General features: G+C 69.0%; 18 protein-coding genes and 3 pseudogenes. 14 read left to right on the top strand and 7 right to left on the bottom strand.

Annotation, left to right across the window (positions count from 1 at the left end):
• Nucleotides 1–221: 221 nt before the first annotated feature.
• The gene (locus ACWC91_RS22025; RefSeq protein WP_450643427.1) at nt 222–1,286 is read right to left on the bottom strand and encodes a PP2C family protein-serine/threonine phosphatase; all 1,065 of its coding nucleotides are present in this window, start codon (nt 1,284–1,286) and stop codon (nt 222–224) included.
• A 644-nt stretch (nt 1,287–1,930) separates the two neighbouring features.
• Nucleotides 1,931–2,151: pseudogene (locus ACWC91_RS22020) on the bottom strand (IS110 family transposase); the annotation flags it as partial.
• A 211-nt stretch (nt 2,152–2,362) separates the two neighbouring features.
• Here ACWC91_RS22020 and ACWC91_RS22015 point away from each other — a divergent pair.
• From ACWC91_RS22015 to ACWC91_RS21995, 5 genes are all read left to right on the top strand, one after another.
• Nucleotides 2,363–2,896, top strand: a complete 534-nt coding sequence (locus ACWC91_RS22015) for a hypothetical protein (RefSeq protein ID WP_141365505.1) — start codon at nt 2,363–2,365, stop codon at nt 2,894–2,896.
• 116 nt (nt 2,897–3,012) lie between these two features.
• Complete coding sequence (locus ACWC91_RS22010) at nt 3,013–3,951, top strand: hypothetical protein (RefSeq protein WP_450643426.1); 939 nt, start codon at nt 3,013–3,015, stop codon at nt 3,949–3,951.
• Between the two features lie 20 nt (nt 3,952–3,971).
• Nucleotides 3,972–5,306, top strand: coding sequence for a Dyp-type peroxidase (locus ACWC91_RS22005; protein WP_225077324.1), 1,335 nt, complete (start codon nt 3,972–3,974; stop codon nt 5,304–5,306).
• Nucleotides 5,307–5,358: 52 nt separating this feature from the next.
• Nucleotides 5,359–5,892, top strand: a complete 534-nt coding sequence (locus tag ACWC91_RS22000; protein ID WP_450643425.1) for a hypothetical protein — start codon at nt 5,359–5,361, stop codon at nt 5,890–5,892.
• Entirely contained in the window at nt 5,889–6,239 is a 351-nt protein-coding gene (locus ACWC91_RS21995) for a hypothetical protein (protein WP_450643424.1), read from the top strand. Before ACWC91_RS22000 ends, ACWC91_RS21995 begins: the two co-directional genes overlap by 4 nt.
• A 429-nt stretch (nt 6,240–6,668) precedes the next feature.
• Here the strand turns inward: ACWC91_RS21995 and ACWC91_RS21990 are convergent, their stop codons facing one another.
• Together ACWC91_RS21990 and ACWC91_RS21985 are read right to left on the bottom strand one after the other, a co-directional pair.
• Entirely contained in the window at nt 6,669–7,211 is a 543-nt protein-coding gene (locus ACWC91_RS21990) for a hypothetical protein (protein WP_450643423.1), read from the bottom strand.
• A complete protein-coding gene (locus ACWC91_RS21985) occupies nt 7,166–8,359 on the bottom strand; it encodes a DUF418 domain-containing protein (RefSeq protein WP_225077322.1) in 1,194 nt (397 codons plus the stop codon). Before ACWC91_RS21985 ends, ACWC91_RS21990 begins: the two co-directional genes overlap by 46 nt.
• Nucleotides 8,360–8,655: 296 nt before the next feature.
• On the opposite strand from ACWC91_RS21985, the gene ACWC91_RS21980 reads away from it, so the two are divergent.
• Complete coding sequence (locus ACWC91_RS21980) at nt 8,656–8,781, top strand: response regulator (protein WP_263638114.1); 126 nt, start codon at nt 8,656–8,658, stop codon at nt 8,779–8,781.
• Between the two features lie 393 nt (nt 8,782–9,174).
• On the opposite strand, the pseudogene ACWC91_RS21975 reads toward ACWC91_RS21980, so the two are convergent.
• Nucleotides 9,175–9,326 (bottom strand): annotated as a pseudogene (locus ACWC91_RS21975) (alcohol dehydrogenase); the annotation flags it as partial.
• 15 nt (nt 9,327–9,341) lie between these two features.
• On the opposite strand from ACWC91_RS21975, the pseudogene ACWC91_RS21970 reads away from it, so the two are divergent.
• Nucleotides 9,342–9,941: pseudogene (locus ACWC91_RS21970) on the top strand (aldo/keto reductase).
• 123 nt (nt 9,942–10,064) lie between these two features.
• Here the strand turns inward: ACWC91_RS21970 and ACWC91_RS21965 are convergent.
• Complete coding sequence (locus ACWC91_RS21965) at nt 10,065–10,952, bottom strand: helix-turn-helix transcriptional regulator (protein WP_225077319.1); 888 nt, start codon at nt 10,950–10,952, stop codon at nt 10,065–10,067.
• 235 nt (nt 10,953–11,187) lie between these two features.
• Here ACWC91_RS21965 and ACWC91_RS21960 point away from each other — a divergent pair, with 235 nt between their 5' ends.
• From ACWC91_RS21960 to ACWC91_RS21935, 6 genes are all read left to right on the top strand, one after another.
• On the top strand, nt 11,188–12,204 hold the full coding sequence (locus ACWC91_RS21960; RefSeq protein WP_225077318.1) for a zinc-dependent alcohol dehydrogenase family protein: 1,017 nt from the start codon (nt 11,188–11,190) through the stop codon (nt 12,202–12,204).
• A gap of 63 nt (nt 12,205–12,267) precedes the next feature.
• Complete coding sequence (locus tag ACWC91_RS21955; protein ID WP_225077317.1) at nt 12,268–12,933, top strand: SDR family NAD(P)-dependent oxidoreductase; 666 nt, start codon at nt 12,268–12,270, stop codon at nt 12,931–12,933.
• Between the two features lie 98 nt (nt 12,934–13,031).
• Nucleotides 13,032–13,505 (top strand): cyclophilin-like fold protein, encoded by a 474-nt coding sequence (locus ACWC91_RS21950; RefSeq protein WP_450643422.1) that lies wholly within the window; start codon nt 13,032–13,034, stop codon nt 13,503–13,505.
• 74 nt (nt 13,506–13,579) lie between these two features.
• Entirely contained in the window at nt 13,580–14,347 is a 768-nt protein-coding gene (locus ACWC91_RS21945) for a glucose 1-dehydrogenase (protein WP_281157253.1), read from the top strand.
• 63 nt (nt 14,348–14,410) lie between these two features.
• Nucleotides 14,411–14,731 carry a carboxymuconolactone decarboxylase family protein gene (locus ACWC91_RS21940; protein ID WP_281157254.1) on the top strand — a complete coding sequence of 107 codons (321 nt, stop codon included), beginning with the start codon at nt 14,411–14,413 and terminating at the stop codon, nt 14,729–14,731.
• A gap of 48 nt (nt 14,732–14,779) precedes the next feature.
• A complete protein-coding gene (locus tag ACWC91_RS21935) occupies nt 14,780–15,193 on the top strand; it encodes a (R)-mandelonitrile lyase (protein ID WP_450643421.1) in 414 nt (137 codons plus the stop codon).
• 805 nt (nt 15,194–15,998) lie between these two features.
• Here ACWC91_RS21935 and ACWC91_RS21930 read toward each other — a convergent pair.
• Complete coding sequence (locus ACWC91_RS21930; RefSeq protein WP_257548903.1) at nt 15,999–16,127, bottom strand: hypothetical protein; 129 nt, start codon at nt 16,125–16,127, stop codon at nt 15,999–16,001.
• Between the two features lie 5 nt (nt 16,128–16,132).
• On the opposite strand from ACWC91_RS21930, the gene ACWC91_RS21925 reads away from it, so the two are divergent.
• Nucleotides 16,133–16,717, top strand: a complete 585-nt coding sequence (locus ACWC91_RS21925) for a DinB family protein (protein WP_281157256.1) — start codon at nt 16,133–16,135, stop codon at nt 16,715–16,717.
• Nucleotides 16,718–17,419 lie beyond the last annotated feature (702 nt).

Raw genomic sequence — 17,419 nt, 5'->3', positions numbered from 1 at the left:
TGCGAGGATTGAGTCATGGCGTGTCCTATCTATTGATGTAGGTCTGATCTGGTCATTCGTAAGATCGGCGAGGCTCAGAGGCTCGGGGTATGACTGCAGGTGATCGTGGCCTGGCCTTGCGCTTCCATGGCCCAGGGCAGGCAGGAGGACCGGACGGGTGGGCCGGTGAGGGGCCGGGGTGTTGTGGCAGCCGGGAGGCGTGGACGACCGCCCGGCCCGTTTCATGCACCGGCGGTGGCCGTGGTGGCCGTCGCACGGACGGCGATGGCCGCGATGTCGTCGTCGAGACGGCCGCGGCTGTAGTGGACCAGGTCCCTGTGCAACTGCTCGAGCAACCGGGACGGGGAGTCTGCGTCCCAGTGGGTCGCGTGCTGCACCAGCGGGAAGAGTGCGCCGGTGTGGTCGCGGGTCTCGGTGACACCGTCGGTGTAGAGCAGCAGTTGGTCCTCGGTGGCGAAGGGGACGGTGTCGATGCGGTAGTCCTCCCCGAGCAGTGCACCCATGTTGACGGGCGGTGAGGGCGCTGTGGGGGTGAGCTCGCGGACCGCTCCCGCGCGGAACAGCAGCGGAGGGGGGTGTCCGCAGTTGACGATTTCGACGGTCGATCCGTCGTCGGGGATCTCGGCGAGCAGGGCCGTGGCGAAATACTCTATCTGGTCGTCGGGCAGTAGTGCGGTGTAGCGGCTCATGCGCCTGTCCAGTCGGCGTGCCAGCCGTGCCAGGTCCGGCTCGTCGTACGCGGCTTCCCGGAAGCAGCTGACGATCGCTGATGCCGCGCCGACCGCGGGGAGGCCCTTGCCGCGCACGTCTCCGATGATCAGGCGGACGCCGTGGGCTGTCGCCAGTGCTTCGTAGAAGTCGCCGCCGACGCGGGCCTGGGCCGCGGCGGCCAGGTACAGGGCCTCGGTGTCCAACCGGCCGATGCGGTGCGGCATGGGGCGCAGCAGGACTTTCTGGGTCGTCTCGGCGACGGAGCGGACGTCGGCGAGGGTCTGCTCCCGCTGTTGGCGCACATGGCTGGCGTAGGCGGCCGCGGCGGTGGCGCCGGCGATCACTGCGAGGGTGATCAGGTATGTGTGCTCCTCACTCGGATTGCCGATGGCCACGGCGATCACCACGTTGAGGGCCGCGGCGAGCACGCCGATGGCCACCGTTCTGACCACTGGCCACACCGAGGCGGCGAAAGCGGGGGCGAGTGAGAGAAAGCGGCTGAAGTGGAGGTTACTCGGAGTGGCAAAGGCCAGCACGGTGATGATGGCGGTCAGCGCCAGGGGCGCAAGGAGCACCAGGTCCTCCTGGAGGCTGCAGGAACGACGCCAGAATCGACCGAAATAGTTCACATAGGCAGCGTATGTGAGTATCGGGTCAGCCGGACACAACGCCGGCACCACGAACCCACCGCCGCTCCGGCCCGGGACAATCCCCAGACGTGGGGAGTCCTTCGGACGACACGAATATCAGGCTCCGGCAGTAGGTGTGTCCCGTTGATGGGGGCGGACTCCGGAGTCGAGCAGGCGCGAGCCGCGGTGATCATGAAGTTTTCTACGCTCAGTGACCCCGGAGGGCTCGTGACTGTCGGCTGTATCACCGAGGCACGTACCGGCTGTGGGAGGCCGCGGCGGCGACCGGAGCGGAGAAGGCGTCGCTGAGGAGACGCCCGAGCCCTCCCCGCGGCGGCGAACTGCACGCCTGCGATGACGAGTGCGGCGATGGCCGACAGTGCCGTGACCACGGTGACGGCCGGGCACCGGCGCACGAGCCCGCTGCGTCGGGCCGGCACTGCCAAGGCGATGCCGATCAGGGCGAACAGGGCCATATGGAAGGGGTACTCCCCGCCCAGGGCAGGGCCGATGACGCCTTCCTTGGAGATCGCCGGTACGTGCGCGCCGAGCAAGATCGCCGCGACGTGGAAGGCGAGCAGCGACGCGATCAGGGTGACCGGGATGCATACGACGGGAAGGCCGAAGGCCCGAGGTTGGGCCTCGGCCGGTCTGTCGGTGCCGAACTTCGCGGTCAGTTTGTCGAGCACGGCTCGCAGTTTCGGTTCGCTGTTGGGCTGGGGCTTGTCGAAGACCTTCTTGCCGGCCGGGTTCAGCCCGTGGCCGTGATGGGCCGTGTTGCCGACGTCCAGGCGAGGAAGACGCCCGCTTCGCCGGTGTCGAACCGTGTGCCTTCCCGACCCGTGCTGCGAACACGGGCCTACGCGATGACCATCAGTCGATCCCTCGGGAAGGTACGCCCTTCAGGTGCGGCCCCGAGAGCCGGTCCACAAGTCTTGACCATCGCTCCTCGGCGGGTCGGAGTCGGCACTGCGTGGCACGATGGACATGGCGGTTCCTTTCTAGGCGGCGGAGGAACGGGCATGGAAATCAAGCCCCAGGCGGTTGTCATCCCCAAGGAGACCGACCATCTCGAACAGGGAAAGTACGGCCCCGTTTTCCCGAAAACTCCCGCGTGTTATGGCTTCAATATCATCGCGAATGTGAAGCCCGGTCGCGCGGAGGCGATCCGCGAGTACGGTTACACCCTGGCCAGGGCGCTGGAACAAGATCCCTATCTTCTCGCGCCGCTGAAGTTGCACTACCTGCGCTGGGTGCTCTTCGACGAAGATAAACGCTTCATGTACCAGGGAATTTTCGACACGGACTTCGACAAGTACACCGAAGATGCCATTGCGTTGTTCAAGAAGTCCGGCGTGAGCACGGCCTTTGAGAACCTGGAGGGATTTCCCGATGACTGGAGAACAAATCCCGAGGCATTCGTGAGGTTCGTGCGTGAGCACCACTGCCCCAGTTTCATTGAATATGGGGAGTATCCGTACGTGACAGCAGATGAGATCAAAAAAGCGCTGCGGATCAAGAGTTCCTTGACGGAGACGCTCGACCAGTTGCAGTGAAAAGGGCCGCGGCCTGCCCACCGCTGCGGATCGGAGACGTCATGAGCGAGTCCAGGACGGCCCGTACCTACAACCAGAATCATGTTCCGCGCCCCTACACGCCGGGCCGGCGGCGGGTGAGCATATACGTGTCCTGGAGTTATCCGGCCGAGGCCGGAAGGAACCCGGCGGAGCTGGACAACCGGTTCTCCACGATGACCGAGGTCCGGCGGGTTGCCTGGCCCGCGTACGAGGAGCCGAGGTGGTCCGACCCCTTGCAGTTCCTGCAGGGCATCGCGGGGTCTCTGGAGCTGTTCTTCTGGGCCTGGGTGCCCTTCCAATCGTTCGTCGAGGAGGCCACCGGGCACACCGTGCCGGTGTATCAACGCATCGATCAGGCCGGGTTCCGGACCCTGCTGGACGACCGGGTGCTGGCGGACACCGACACGTTGTTCGTCTTCGGGCTGGACCACATGGTTACGGGTCAGGATGCCGAGCCGGAGGAGATCGAGACCCTGCGGCAGTTCCTCTCGCGGGAGGGAACCTCCCTGGTCCTGGGCCCGCACCACGACGTCGGAGCGTCGGACGACCTGACCGTGCGGGACATGGAGCATCGCCACCACGGCGACCCGCTGGTTCCCCGCCAGCAGCGGTTCGCCAGGCACCTCCGGGGTCTGATGCAAGGGCTGGGAGTCCCCGTCGAGAACCGCTACGGGCTGCGTCCGGCGGTGCGGGAACCGAACAAGATCGCCCCACTGACGTTGTCCCGGGATCTGGACACAAAAGGCTGGCTGGAGGGGGTGACCACGTTCAACTTCCACCTGCACCTGCCGCACTACGCCGTGACGACGGAAGAGCCGGATGTCATCCATGTACTGGCCAGTCAGCCCATCGACACCTCCCGGCCGCACCCGTTCACCGAAGCCGGCAATACCGAGTTCAACATGTTCTTGTGGATGCCCCCGGGCGGTGACCGGGCCGGCGATGTTCTGCTGGCGGACTCCACGATCTTCAGCTCGCTGTTCGGTGGCGACGAAAGCCTGCGGAACTTCTGGAGGAACATCGTCTCGAAGTAGCGCCGCTGGGAGGCGGGACTATGAGTGGGGAGAAGCAGATCGCCCTTGAACTCGACGACATTCAGCGCGGAGTTCTCAGCCCCAGGCCGACGCCCTATGCGGTGACCTACCTCTTGTTCCGCATCGACGACCGGGCACACGGGCGGGAGCTGATGCGGCGCGCGAGCGCGGCGACCACCTCCGCAGCAGACTCGACCAGCCCGCTCGGGGACACCTGGGTGAGCGTCGCGGTCACCTACCACGGCCTCAAGGCGCTCGGGGTGCCGCGCGAGTCGCTGGACACCTTCGCCTGGGAGTTCCGGCAGGGCATGGCCGCCCGGGCCAAGGCGCTCGGCGACGTGGGCGAAAGCAGCCCCGAGAACTGGGAGACGCCCTTGGGCACGGCTGACGTCCATGTGGTGCTCACCGCGGTCGCGCCCGACATCGCGCAGTTGGAGGCGGCCATCGATCGGGCCCGCCTGACGTATGAGCACCTGACCGGTGTCACCGCGATCTGGCGGCAGGACTGCTACGCACTCCCTACGGAGACCGAGCATTTCGGCTACCGGGACGGCGTCAGCAACCCCGCCATCGAGGGCAGCGGCATCGCCGGGTCGAACCAGCTGGAAAGGCCGCTGAGGGCCGGCGAGTTCGTTCTCGGCTACCCCGACGAGCTCGGTGGCGTCCAGACCCCGTGGCCCGAGATACTCGGACGCAACGGAAGCTACGCGGTCTTCCGTAAACTCCACCAACGCGTCGCCGCGTTCCGGCGCTGTCTGAAGGACCAATCCACCAGCCGCGAGGACGAGGAACTGCTCGCAGCCAAGGTCCTGGGGCGTTGGCGCAGCGGCGCACCACTGGCGCTCAGCCCCCACGAGGACGACCCGGTGCTGGGCGCCGACCCACATCGCCGCAACACCTTCCTCTACGAGCGCGACGACCCAGCGGGGTTCATCACCCCCGGCGGCTGCCACATCCGCCGGGCCAATCCCCGGGACGCGTCGGTGGCGGGAGAAGTGAGGCTGCACCGCATGATCAGGCGCGGCGCCGTCTACGGACCGCCGCTTGCGGACGGCGCCGTCGAGGACGACGGAGTGGACCGGGGACTGTTGTTCGCGTTCATCGGTGCCCATCTCGGGCGGCAGTTCGAGTTCGTCCAGTCCGAGTGGCTGAACGACGGCGTCTTCTTCGGCTCAGCCAACACCAAGGACCCGATAGCCGGAGCCTACGAGGGCGTCACCGACTACACCATCCCGCGCCGACCCGTACGGCGGCGTCTGCCACAGATGCCGCGGTTCACGGTCACGCGCGGGGGCGAGTACTGCTTCCTGCCCGGACTGAGCGCCCTGCGGTGGCTGGGCGACCTCCAGGACTGAACCGTGGCGCTGCGGCCCGCCCGGGCGCCCCACCACCGGACCGGAACGCCTCATGGACATCTTGCACCCGCTGTTCAACGCGGTCACCGTGATCTTCATCGCGACCACCATGTTCACCGCCGGTCTAGGAGCCACCAGCTCAGCTCTGTGGGGCGTCTTCGCCGACTTGCCGCTGCTCCTGCTGGCGCTCCTCGGCAACCTGGTGGTCATCCCGTTGCTCGGCTGGGGCCTGGCCGAGCTGCTCGGCCTTCCCACCGCCTCCTTCATCGCGCTGGTGCTGGTCGCTTCCTCACCCGGCGGGCCGTTCGGCGCGAAGCTGGCCATGGTGCAGAACGGCGATGTCGTGGCAGGCGCGGCCATGCAGGTCCTACTCGCCGCCATCGGCAGCCTGACCTTCGGCCCGACCGTCAACGGCATCCTCACCGCCGCCAAGGTCGGCGGAGGGGTTTCCCTCGACGTGGCCGCGCTTGTACGGACCGTGGCGATCCTGCGGCTCGTACCATTCGGCGTCGGACTGCTACTGCGCCACAAAGTCCCAAGGGCAGCGCGTTCCTGGCACCCCACCGCGATCAAGGTCTCGACGTGACGTTCCTGATCGTGCTGGTGGGCATGCTGCTCGGGAACTGGCGTGACGTGGTCGCACTCGTCGGCTCCCTGGCCCTGCTGGCGGGGTTCGCCCTCGCCGGCGCAGGCTTCGCCGTCGGCACGCTGCTGGCCACGGGGCCGACGGTACGTCGCACCACCATGGGAAGTGTCGCTGCTGTGCGTAACGTGGGTCCCGCGCCGGCAGCCGTCGGTATCGCCTTCGCAGGCGAGCCGGCGATCCTCGGCGCGCTCGCCGCGGTGCTGCTCAGTGGTTTGGTAGCGGCGCTGCCGATCGCCGCGTTCCTCAGCCGCGGGCGCGGCAATCTCAATACTCACGCGACCCGCTGACCAACCCGATGCCCACCCCGGGGCCGCCGATCAAGGCAGTACCGGAGCATTGACACGCTTGCGGGAAGCACCCTTCAGGCTGCCTGCTCGGCGCACATGGTCCAGTGGGCGCGGCGATGGCCGCCGCGGGCCTGGTCGCGGCAGCCGTCGCCGCAATCGTCGGGCGCCGCCGCACCGGCATCGGCGCCCCAGCCGCTCGGATGCAGTGATCACCTGTGCGTCGGCGCAGGACGCCCGGGTCAGCCGCGAAAGGGCGGATTCCGGGTGTCGCTGGCTGCGCTTGCGCGACTGGCGAGAGCGACGGAGTTCGCCGTGGACACGCCGGAAGCCCATCGTGGGTTCTCGGCGCCGAGCCGGATGATCAGGTCGCGCAGCTTCTCGGGCACAGGCGGGCGTCCCGGCGAGGCCGGTTGCGCGACTTGTCCTTGATCAGACGCTGGTGCCAGGCCAGGAGGGTGCGCGGAAACCTCGTCGCCAGAGGTGACCTTTGGGCGGGTCCCACCTGATCAACAGGTAAGTGATCAGGCCGATCAGTGGCACGACGGACAGCACCAGGAAGGTGTCGGTGGGTCCGAGCGAGTCCTTGATCTGCGGAAACACGTACAGGCCGACGACACTGCCGAAGCTGCCGACCATTCCGGTGACACCGGTGCCCAGGGCGCGGACGTCACTGCTGTAGGAGAGCGCGGCGATGGACTTGCCGTTGGCGCCGGGGCCCGCCGAGTGGCAGAGGATGAACGGCATCGGCAGCAGGAACGCCATGGCCGTGGGCACCTTCTCGAAGGCGGGCCTCATCGCCACCAGGGCCACGAAGACCCTGGCGATACCGGCGGCGGAGCTGAGCCGCGGCCCGATGCTGCGGCCGTCGGGTTCCGCCAGGCCGGGCTCCTGTTCGGCGTTGGACGTTGGCCCGGCCGGTTCTGCGCTCAGCGGATGTGCCGGGCCAGGCCCGTCGCCTTGGCCATCAGCCATTCGAGTGGTCCGCGCTGCTGGAAGCGCGACCAGACGGTCGCGAACACCATTGCGGCCGCGATGAAGCAGAGCAGGACGTGCAGGGGCAGTCCGGGCAGTTCCTCGATGCCCAGGAATCGGATGGCGACGAGGTGGCCGACGTACGCGGTCATCGACATGGAACCGACTGCGATAACCGGCCGGGCCAGGGACCGGAGCCGCGGGAAAGCGTCCGTCGCGGCCAGGCACGCGGTCACGACCGTAATCGCCACGCCGGTGTTGCCCAGGATCGACAGGGTGGTCTCACTGTGCGGGGAGGCAGCCCACAGCCAGGCGGGGGTGTCCCCGGACGGATAACCCGCGGTGTCGGACCACCACACGCTCGCCCCATTCCCGGCCGACGTCGACGCGCCGATGGCGTGGACGACGCCGGGAAAGAGGTGGAGCGCCAGCCAGGAGCCTCCGTAGCCGGTGATCATGAGGGCGGCACCCGTGAGCGCCAGGCGCGTCCGGACAGCGGTGGCAGCCAGGTCCAGGCGGGCCACGGCCATGCCGGCGATAACGAACGGGATCCACGTCAGGGCCGGGTAGGTGCCGGTGAAGAGCAGCGAGACGATGCCGTCGGGCTCACCGGGCGAGCGGACGCCACTGTCGCCGATCGCCTGCTGCACCACGTACAGCACCTGGGGCAGGACGAGGGCCGTTCCCACGGCGATCGCCGCCAGGGGGCCGGCGCCGAGCCGGTACAGCGGCAGTACGAGCAGGAAGTACAGGCCGTAGAAGGCGAGGATCACATCGACCGGGGTGCCGCTCATGGTCAGGGCGGTGCCCAGGGCCAGAAGGATCACGGCCCGGATCACCACCTTGACCACTGCCTGGCGCCCGGCCCGCCCCGTCTTCGGCGTCCTGCGCCCGGTGATGAGAACAACGGCGAAGCCCGCCAGGAGGGCGAAGAGCGCGGCGGACCTGCCATGGGCCAGCTCCATCAGGAAGCCGGTCACACCCCCTTGGTCAGGGTCGGGCCCCACATGGGCCGCGTACATGCCGAATACCGCGAGTCCGCGGGCCAGGTCCAGCCCGATCAGTCGCCCCGTCGGCGCCTTCCTGCTGTCGCGCGCGGGGGCCGGGGCGTCCACCACAGGAGCTGCGACGTCTGAGTACTGCGTCATGCCTTCCAGGTTTGAGCGTGGGCTGATCGCCGGGTAACCGGCAGATGTCCGGGCCGCCCCGCCATCCGGCGGAGGCCCACCTGCCGGGTGTCTGGAGCCGCTGCTTGCGGAGCCGCCCTGGTCATCTGGGGCTTTGGGCTCGGTGTGGCAGGGATGGACAGCCATCGGCCGGTGTGCTTTCGAATGTACAGCCGACGGCCCCGAACAGACTGTGAGCCGGAACACATGTGATCCGGCTTGCGGTGGTGAACGATCAGGCACTGCTCCGATCTTCCGGCTCGTCCTCAACGGCGCCGATGAGATCGAGGCCGTGGCGGCGACTGGTGCCGGCCGTCGACATCGTCTGCGCGGAGCGCCCGGACGTGGTCCTGCTGGACATCCGCATGCCGGACATCGACGGCCTTGCTGCCGCCTTCCGGTAACAACGTGGCGAGGCTGCCGGCTCGTTGGGAAGCGGGCAGTCAGGAGGCGTTCGTCGCCATGATGAACGACGACTGTTCCGGGAGTGCCGGGCACCGTCGTCAACACCAACCGGCTGCACCGTGCCCGTGCCCGGTGGCGGTGGCCGCACGCGCGAGGATCGCGGTGGTGCTTTCTGTTCGGCGGCCTGCTCGCCGACAAACGCGCGGATGGCGTGGACATGACCGTGATCAGCCGCAACCTCCAGGACGCGAACCCCGACCCGCGCAAGACCGCCCGCGACCTCGCTCATCCGGCGCCGGCCAAGCGCTTCACCGCCGACTTCGCCCACGAACTACGCACCCCCATCACGAGGGGCCGGCTCCGTGAACGCGGATCCGTCGCCCGGGGACGGCGTAGTGATCGGCAACCACGGCCGCGGCGGCCTCCCGCTTGCGGTCGGACTGCGAGAGAACGGTGGTGTCGGCGCCCATGGCCTGGGCCATCTTCACGCCGAGGTGCCCAGGCCGCCGAGGCCGACGACCGCGACCTCGGTGCCCGGTCCGGCGCCCTCACCGACCTTGTGCGCCAGGGCAAGGTCCGCTACATCGGCTCCTCGTCCTACTCCGGCTCCCGGATCGTCGAGGCTCAGTGGACCTCGCGGGAGCGGCACCTGGAGCGGTTCGTGACCGAGCAGCCGCCGTACTCGATCCTGGTCCGCGGCATCGAGGAGGACGTGCTCCCCACCGTGCGCCGTCACGGCATGGGCACGCTCACCTACAGTCCGCTCTCCGGCGGCTGGCTCTCGGGCCGCTACCGCAAGAACGCCTCCGAGGGCCCCGCCTCCGCGGCGCGCCCCCAGGCCCGCTTCGACATGACCACCCCCGCCAACCAGCGCAAGCTCGACGCCGTCGAACGGCTCGCCGTCCTGGCGGAGTAGTCCGGCCTCACTCTCATCGAGCCGGCTGTCGCCTTCGTCATCAACCACCCGGGCGTCACCTCGGCGATCACCGGCCCGCGCACCATGGAGCAGCTGGAGGCGTTCCTGCCCGCCGCCGACGTCACACTGTCTTCCGACGTGCTCGACGCCATCGACGAGATCGTCGCCCCCGGGGTCACGGTCAACCCGGTCGACAACAGCTACGGCGACTTCGAGCTGAGGGTTGACCAGCGGCGACGTTGACACGATCCGGCCCGGAAGCCCGGGGTCGGATCGCTTCCGGGATGGCCCCTGCCTCCTTGCCACCCCTGGTTCGCCGGAGGAGGTGCCGCCACCTTCCGGCACTGCGGCGCCGTGGGGAGGGGGTCAGTTCTCTCGCGGTCGCCCGGCTGGAGCCTCCTGTGTCGCGGCCCAGGAGGCGAGCAGACGCAGGCCCTCTTCGGAGGGTGAGCCGGGTTCGGCGGTGTAGATGGTGACGGTGAGGCCGGGCTCGGCCGCCATTTCCAACCCCTCGAATGCGAGGGTCAGGTCGCCGACGGCATGGTGGTGGAAATTCTTGGTGCCGGTGCCGTGGTGGCGGACGTTGTGGGCCCCCCAGCGGGTGCGGAAGTCGTCGCTGCGAGTGGAGAGTTCACCGACGAGGTCGTGCAGCTCCTTGTCGTGGGGGTTGCGGCCGGCCTCGGTGCGCAGGATCGCGACGGTGACGTCGGCGGCCAGGCCCCAGTCGGGGTAGAAGCGGCGGGACGCGGGGTCCAGGAAGGTGAAGCGGGCGAGGTTCGCCTGGTTGTGGGGGTTCGCGTAGACGTCGCTGTAGAAGGCGCGGGCGAGGGCGTTGGTGCCGAGGATGTCCATGCGGCCGTTGCGGACGAAGGCGGGGCCTGCGGTGATCGCGTCGAGCGTCCACTGCAGGCTGCGGTGCGGGGTCCACTGCCGGGCGGGGCGTCGGCGTCGGGGGCGGGTGAGAGCGTCGGAGCCGTCGGCTGCCTGGGCCAGGTGGAGGAGGTGGGCACGTTCGGCGTCGTCGAGCTGGAGGGCGTGGGCGACGGACTCGAGGACGGCGGGGGAGGCACCGGCGAGGTTGCCGCGTTCGAGCTTGGCGTAGTACTCCACGCTCATGTCGGCGAGGGCTGCGACCTCGCTTCGGCGCAGGCCGGGGACACGGCGCCGGGTCCCGGAGGGCAGTCCGGCCTGCTCGGGGGTGATCTTGGCTCGCCGCGAGGTGAGGAACTCGCGGACCTCCCGTTGGTTGTCCACCCCTCGACCGTACGTGCAGCCGGCCGCATGAGGGATGTACTGCCGGTACACCCATCGACGGTGACTGGCTGGCCGCCACGAGGGGCGCTTACCTGGAGGACGTGGCGCTGTCCCCGGCCGTTTGTCGGCGGGGACGGGGCCGCCCGACCTCGGCGCGCGGACGCCCCGCGACCCGGGGACGGCCGTACGAGGACCGCTTACATCGGCTCGACTTCACATGAGCAAGGGAACTTTCATGCGCGGCGCAGTGATCCACGCCCCCGGTGACGTCCGCTTCGAGACGCTGGACGACCCGAAGATCCTCCACCCCACCGACGCGGTCATCCGCACGGCCGTCACCTGTGTGTGCGGCTCCGACCTGTGGCCCTGGCGCGGCCTGGAGCCGATCGGCGACGCCCATCCGATGGGGCACGAGTACGTCGGCTTCGTCGAGGAGGTCGGCTCCGAGGTCACGGCCGTGAAGCCGGGCCAGTTCGTGGTCGGCTCGTTCGCGACCTCGGACAACACCTGCGCCAACTGCCGTAACGGCTTCCCGTCGAACTGCCTGCACCGCGAGTTCATGAGCACCTGCCAGGCCGACTACGTCCGTATCCCCAACGCCCAGGGCACCCTGGTCGCCACGGACGAGGTGCCGGGCGAGGAACTGTGGCCCGGCCTGCTGGCCGTCTCCGACGTCATGGGCACCGGCTGGTGGGCCGCCGACGCCGCCGAGGTGAAGCCCGGATCCACCGTCGTGGTCGTGGGCGACGGGGCGGTCGGCCTGTGCGCGGTGATAGCCGCCAAGGAGATGGGCGCCGAGCGGATCATCGCCATGAGCCGCCATGAGTCCCGGCAGAAGCTGGCCGGCGAGTTCGGCGCCACCGACATCGTCACCGAGCGCGGCGACGAGGGCATCGCCCGGATCAAGGACCTCACCGACGGCATCGGCGCCGACAGCGTGCTGGAGTGCGTGGGCACCGCGCAGGCCATGCAGCAGGCGCTGCACTCCGCCCGGCCCGGCGGCAACGTCGGCTTCGTCGGCGTCCCGCACGGCGTCGCCGTCGACGGGCAGGAACTGTTCTTCTCCCATGTCGGCCTGCGCGGCGGCCCCGCCCCCGTGCGCCGCTACCTGCCCGACCTCATCGCACGCGTCGTCACCGGCCGGATCGACCCGGGCAAGGTCTTCGACCTCACCCTGCCCCTCGACCAGGTCGCCGAGGGCTACAAGGCCATGGACGAGCGCCGAGCCATCAAGGCACTCCTCAAGCCCTGACCCCGCACCCTTCCACTCCCGGGGCCGAACGCCCCCTCACCCTGCTCGGGGAGGACCTCCAGCATGACCACGTTCGCCCTCGTCGGTGCCGGTCCCGGCCTGGGGCTGGCCACCGCCCGCCGCTTCGGCACCGCCGGCCACGGCATCGCCCTGATCGCCCGCGGCGCCGAACACCTCCAGCACCTGACGGACGATCTCCGCCGCGACGGCATCGAAGCCCGCGGATTCTCCGCGGACGTCCTGGACCCGGTCGCGCTCACCGGCGCCCTCCAGGACGCGGCCGAGGAACTCGGGCCGATCGAGATCCTGCAGTACAGCCCGGTGCCGCGCGCCGACTTCATGAAGCCGGTCCTCGACACCACCGCCGCCGACCTGGAGGACCCGCTCGCCTTCTCCCTCAAGGGCCCGGTTACCTGCGTGAACGCGGTCCTGCCCGGTATGCGGGCCCTGGGGCGCGGCACCCTTGTCTTCGTCAACGGAGGCAGTGCGGTCCGCCCGCACCCCGAGCGGGCCGGCACCTCGGTCGCCTTCGCCGCCGAGAGCGCCTACGCCCGCATGCTCCACGACACGCTCGCCGCCGAGAACATCCACGCCACCCAGCTGATCATCCCCGGCGCGATCCGGCCCGATTCCGAGCACAGCAGCCCTCAGGTGCTGGCCGAGCGCCTGTACGCCCTGCACACCGAGCGCGACGGCTTCCGTCACTACGCCGAGCCGATGCCCCAGTGACGAACAGGCCGTGGACAAGTCTCCGGCGCCCCATCCGGGCGGTACCACCTCGGCCATTCGGGCCGCTCCGACCAGTCCTGTCGGCGATCACGGCGGCCGTGGGACTGCTGGCTCTGACCGCCTGCCCAGGCAGCGGGCAGACCGCCGACCAGTCCGCCCCGGCGACCGCCCTCGGGCGACCAGCACCCAGCTCACCCCCACCGCCCGACAGGAGCAGCGCCGTGCTCATCCAGCTCACCCTCGACGGACACCCCGTCCGAGCCACCCTGAACGACAGCCCTGCCGCCCGGGACTTCGCCGCGCTGCTCCCGCTCTCCCTCGACCTGACCGACTTCCACCGGACCGAGCGGATCGCCGACCTCCCGCGGAAACTGGACACATCCGGCGCCCCGGACGCGCCCACCCCCCAAGCAGGGGACCTTGCCCACTACGCACCCTGGCGCAACCTGGCCCTCTTCTACCGCGACGGCGAGAGGTCCCCGGGCCTCGTCATCCTCGGGCGCTTCGACGACAGCCGGGACATCGACCGGCTGGCCACCGCCGACCGCGTCACCATCGAACCCCTGACCTGATCCGACTCGGCCCGCACACCCACCCACTCGGCACACCGCCGCCCCCACGCACCGCACGGAAAGAGCGAAGCCCGTTGAACCCCACGTACGACTTCTCCGGCCAGGTCGCCTTCGTCACCGGAGCCTCATCCGGCATGGGCCTGGCCACGGCACGCGCCTTCGCCGAAGCGGGCGCCGCCGTCGGCCTCGCCGACATCGACGAAGCCGCCCTCGACACGGCGGCACGGCAGCTCACCGACGAGGGCCACAGGGCGCTTGCCCTCACCTGCGACGTCACCGACGAGTCTCAGGTCGCCGCCGCCGTCGACCGCACGGTGGAGACCTTCGGACGCCTGGACATGGCCTACAACAACGCCGGCATCCAGATCCCGCCCACCGACGCCGCCGAGGAAGCGGCCGAGGTCTTCGACCGCGTCCACGCCGTCAACCTGCGCGGCATCTGGGCGAGCATGAAGCACGAGTTGCGTCACATGCGTGCCCAGGGCAGCGGAGCGATCGTCAACTGCTCCTCCCTGGGCGGCCTGGTCGGCATCTCCGGCCGCGCCTCGTACCACGCCAGCAAGCACGGTGTCATCGGTCTGACCGGCAGCGCCGCCCTGGAATACGCCCCGCGCGGCATCCGTATCAACGCGATCTGCCCCGGCACCATCGACACCCCCATGGTGAGCGACATGATCGCCAAGGGAGAACTCGACCGCGCCGAGGCCGAAGCGAACCAGCCGATCCACCGTCTCGGCACTGCCGACGAGATCGCGCAAGCCGTCCTGTGGCTGTGCAGCCCCGGCGCCGGCTTCGTCGTCGGCGTCGCGCTGCCCGTCGACGGCGGCTACGTCGCGCAGTGAACCACCGAGCCGGCGAGCGGCTCCCCGACGGGGCCGCCCCGATACGCAACAAGGAGTGACAGCATGCCCAAGCAGTCCGCGCCCAAGGAGCTGGAGGCGATCGCACCCAAGCTCGTCGAGGTCACCAACGAGGTGCTCTTCGGTGACGTATGGGAACGTCCCGGGCTCTCACCGCGCGACCGCAGCCTGGTGACCGTCAGTGTCCTCGCCGCGCTCTACCGCAGCGAACAGCTGCCCTATCACCTGGGCGTGGCGCTGAAGAACGGCCTGAGCGTCGAGGAACTCTCCGAGGCCATCACCCACCTGGCCTTCTACGCCGGCTGGCCCAACGCCATGACCGCGATCAACCATCTCAAGGCGCTCACCGAAGAGCGCGGCGCCTGACACCCTCACACCAATTCCCCCGCAGCCGCACAGCAAGGAACACCTTCCGTGGAAATCGTCACGCACACCCCGACCGCCAAGGCCCCCGCCGAGCGCTTCACCGGCGATGTGTACCTCAACATGATCGAGACCCCCACCGATCCGGCCCGGTTGGCGACGGCTTTGGTCCGCTTCACTCCCGGTGCCCGCACCAACTGGCACTCCCACGCCAACGGCCAGACTCTCTACATCACTGACGGCGTCGGCCTCGTCGGCACCCGCGACGGCGACGTCGTACGCGTCAGCGCCGGCCAGACCGTCAAGTGCCCGCCCGGTGAGGAGCACTGGCACGGCGGCACCGACACCACCCTCATGGCGCACATCGCCATGGTCGTCGGCGATGCCGACGGCGACGGCACCACCTGGCTGGAACCGGTGACTGACGAGCAGTACGCCAATGCGCTCGCCACCGTCACCCGCTGAGAGCCAATGCGACGGTCGGTGCGCGAGTGATGGGGACGGCGCACGCCCGGCATTCGAACGATGCCTCCAGGCAACCGACTTCAGGCTCTCGAAGAAGCCAAGCCCCTGAGGGCTGTAAGAAACAAAGAATGTTCGTCGTCTGCTGGTGGTGCATGAGTGTCGCGCCCGCTGACCTGAAAAAAGTAAGGGGACCGGGACCGAGACAGCCCGTAGTCCATTGGCCCGTGACTGGTCCGGATCTTGGATCTGAGGGAACGGTGCGGGCTCGGCTCCCGTCGTAGATGAGACAGGACGCCACTGACCAGGCGTCACGCCAGCCGGTACGGAACCTGCACGGGATCCTGTCCTGGAGGACTACGTGGTGAAGTTGTCTACCAGGCGCCTCTGACCTGCGGGTGCCGGCCGTGAACGGAACACCCTCGCGTCGTCGGGGAGGACACTCTGCACAGCGGCGGCGCCGACGACACCGGCGGAACACCCCCGTGTCGACGGGGAGGACCTTCCACGGGCGTCTCCACTGGGGCCGGGACGCGGAACCCCCGTTATCTTCTTCGCGGTCCTCCAAGAGGGCCGCTGGTCTTTGGACCCGGCATGACTGTTCTCCCCTGTCGAATGCATGACCTGGGGGGTGTCACCGGGCCCGAGGGGTGTCACCGGGCCCGAGGGGTGCCGTTTGGGACGCTGATGGGAGGTCCGAATACCGCCCCACCGAGCGTAATGCCCGGTATCCCGCGGGCGGTAGGTCTGCCTGCTTGCGTGGCGGCGCGAGACCTGGCGCGGGCTTGTTCGACCTTAAGAGGTTGTCTCACGTGGCAAGTTTCGCGAGCTTCTTGTAGCAGGTCAGGGCGGCGGCCATGGCCAGGCCTCGGCTCTGCCAGTCGTTGCGGACCACGTACGGGATCTTGAGACCACGAGCAGCCCATGGCAGGCTCATGACGCATGATCGATGGATTCGCGAAAGACCACCTGCACGAGAGACTGCGGCGGGACCGCAAGGCGCTGCTCTGGAAACTCGACGGCTTGTCCGAATACGACGCCCGCCGACCTTTGACAGCGACCGGGACCAACCTCCTCGGCCTGGTCAAACACGTGGCCACCGTCGAGGCCAGGTACTTCGGCGAGGTCTTCGACCGCCCCTCCCCGGAACCGCTGCCCCGGTGGCAGGACTCCAACGGCAGCGATCTGTGGACGGCCGAGGACGAGACCCGCGATCAGATCATCGGGTTCTACCGGCGCACGTGGGAACACTCGGACGCGACGATCAACGAGCTTCCCCTCGACGCCCCCGGCCACGTGCCGTGGTGGCCGGAGCCTTATACCGACACGAACCTGTTCGCCATCATGGTCCATGTCCTCGGCGAGTCCATCCGGCATGCCGGGCACGCCGATATCCTGCGCGAGGGCCTCGACGGCCGGACCGGGTTGCGCGCCGAACACGAGAAGCAGATCGACGAGGAAGCCCGTGCGGCCTACTGCGCGAAGATCGAGCAGGCCGCCAGGTCGGCCGCACCAATCAAGGCTTAGAGGTTGCCTCACGTGACCTGATGTTCGTGCGGCATGATGCCGGTCGTGGGTGCTGATCTATCGAAGCGTCTGGTTCCTGATGAACTCTGGGAGATGGCCGCCCCGTTGCTGCCCTCGTTCGCTGCTCGTCCGCAAGGTGGTGGGACCGCTCCGTGTGACGAGCGGGCCGTGTTCACGGCAGCGGTGTAGGCGCTGACCAGCGGCTGCGCCTGGCGGCATCTGCCGCCGACGTTCGGCACGTCGCCCGCCACCGTGCATCGTCGCTTCACGGTATCGACCGAGGCCTGCGTGTGGCGTCGGCTGCACCGGGCGGTGCTGGACGCACTCGGGGCCCGGGACGAGGTGGACTGGACCTCGGCGATCGTCGACGCGGCCTCCGTTCGCGCCAACAGGGGGGATCGCTGACCGGGCCGAACCCGGTCGATCGCGGCAAGAAGGGCAGCAAGCTGCAGGTGCTGTCCGATGCCCAGGGCATCCCGCTCGCCGTCGCTGTGTCCGGCGCGAACATGCACGACAGCCTCGCCCTCAAGCGGCTCGTCCGCGGCATACCCGCCGTCCGGTCCCGCCGGGGACCATGGCGGCGCCGATGCCCGTCAAACTCCGCGCGGACAAGACACCCCATGCGGTTATCGGGTCAAGCCGCTGCGGCGACTGGGGGTTGAGCCGGTGGGTTGAAGGCGATGGCTTCGTCGAAGGTCTGGT

This window comes from Streptomyces sp. NPDC001204, assembly GCF_053598035.1.
Note: the sequence above shows the minus strand (reverse complement) of the source record. Positions and strands in the feature narration are given on the sequence as shown.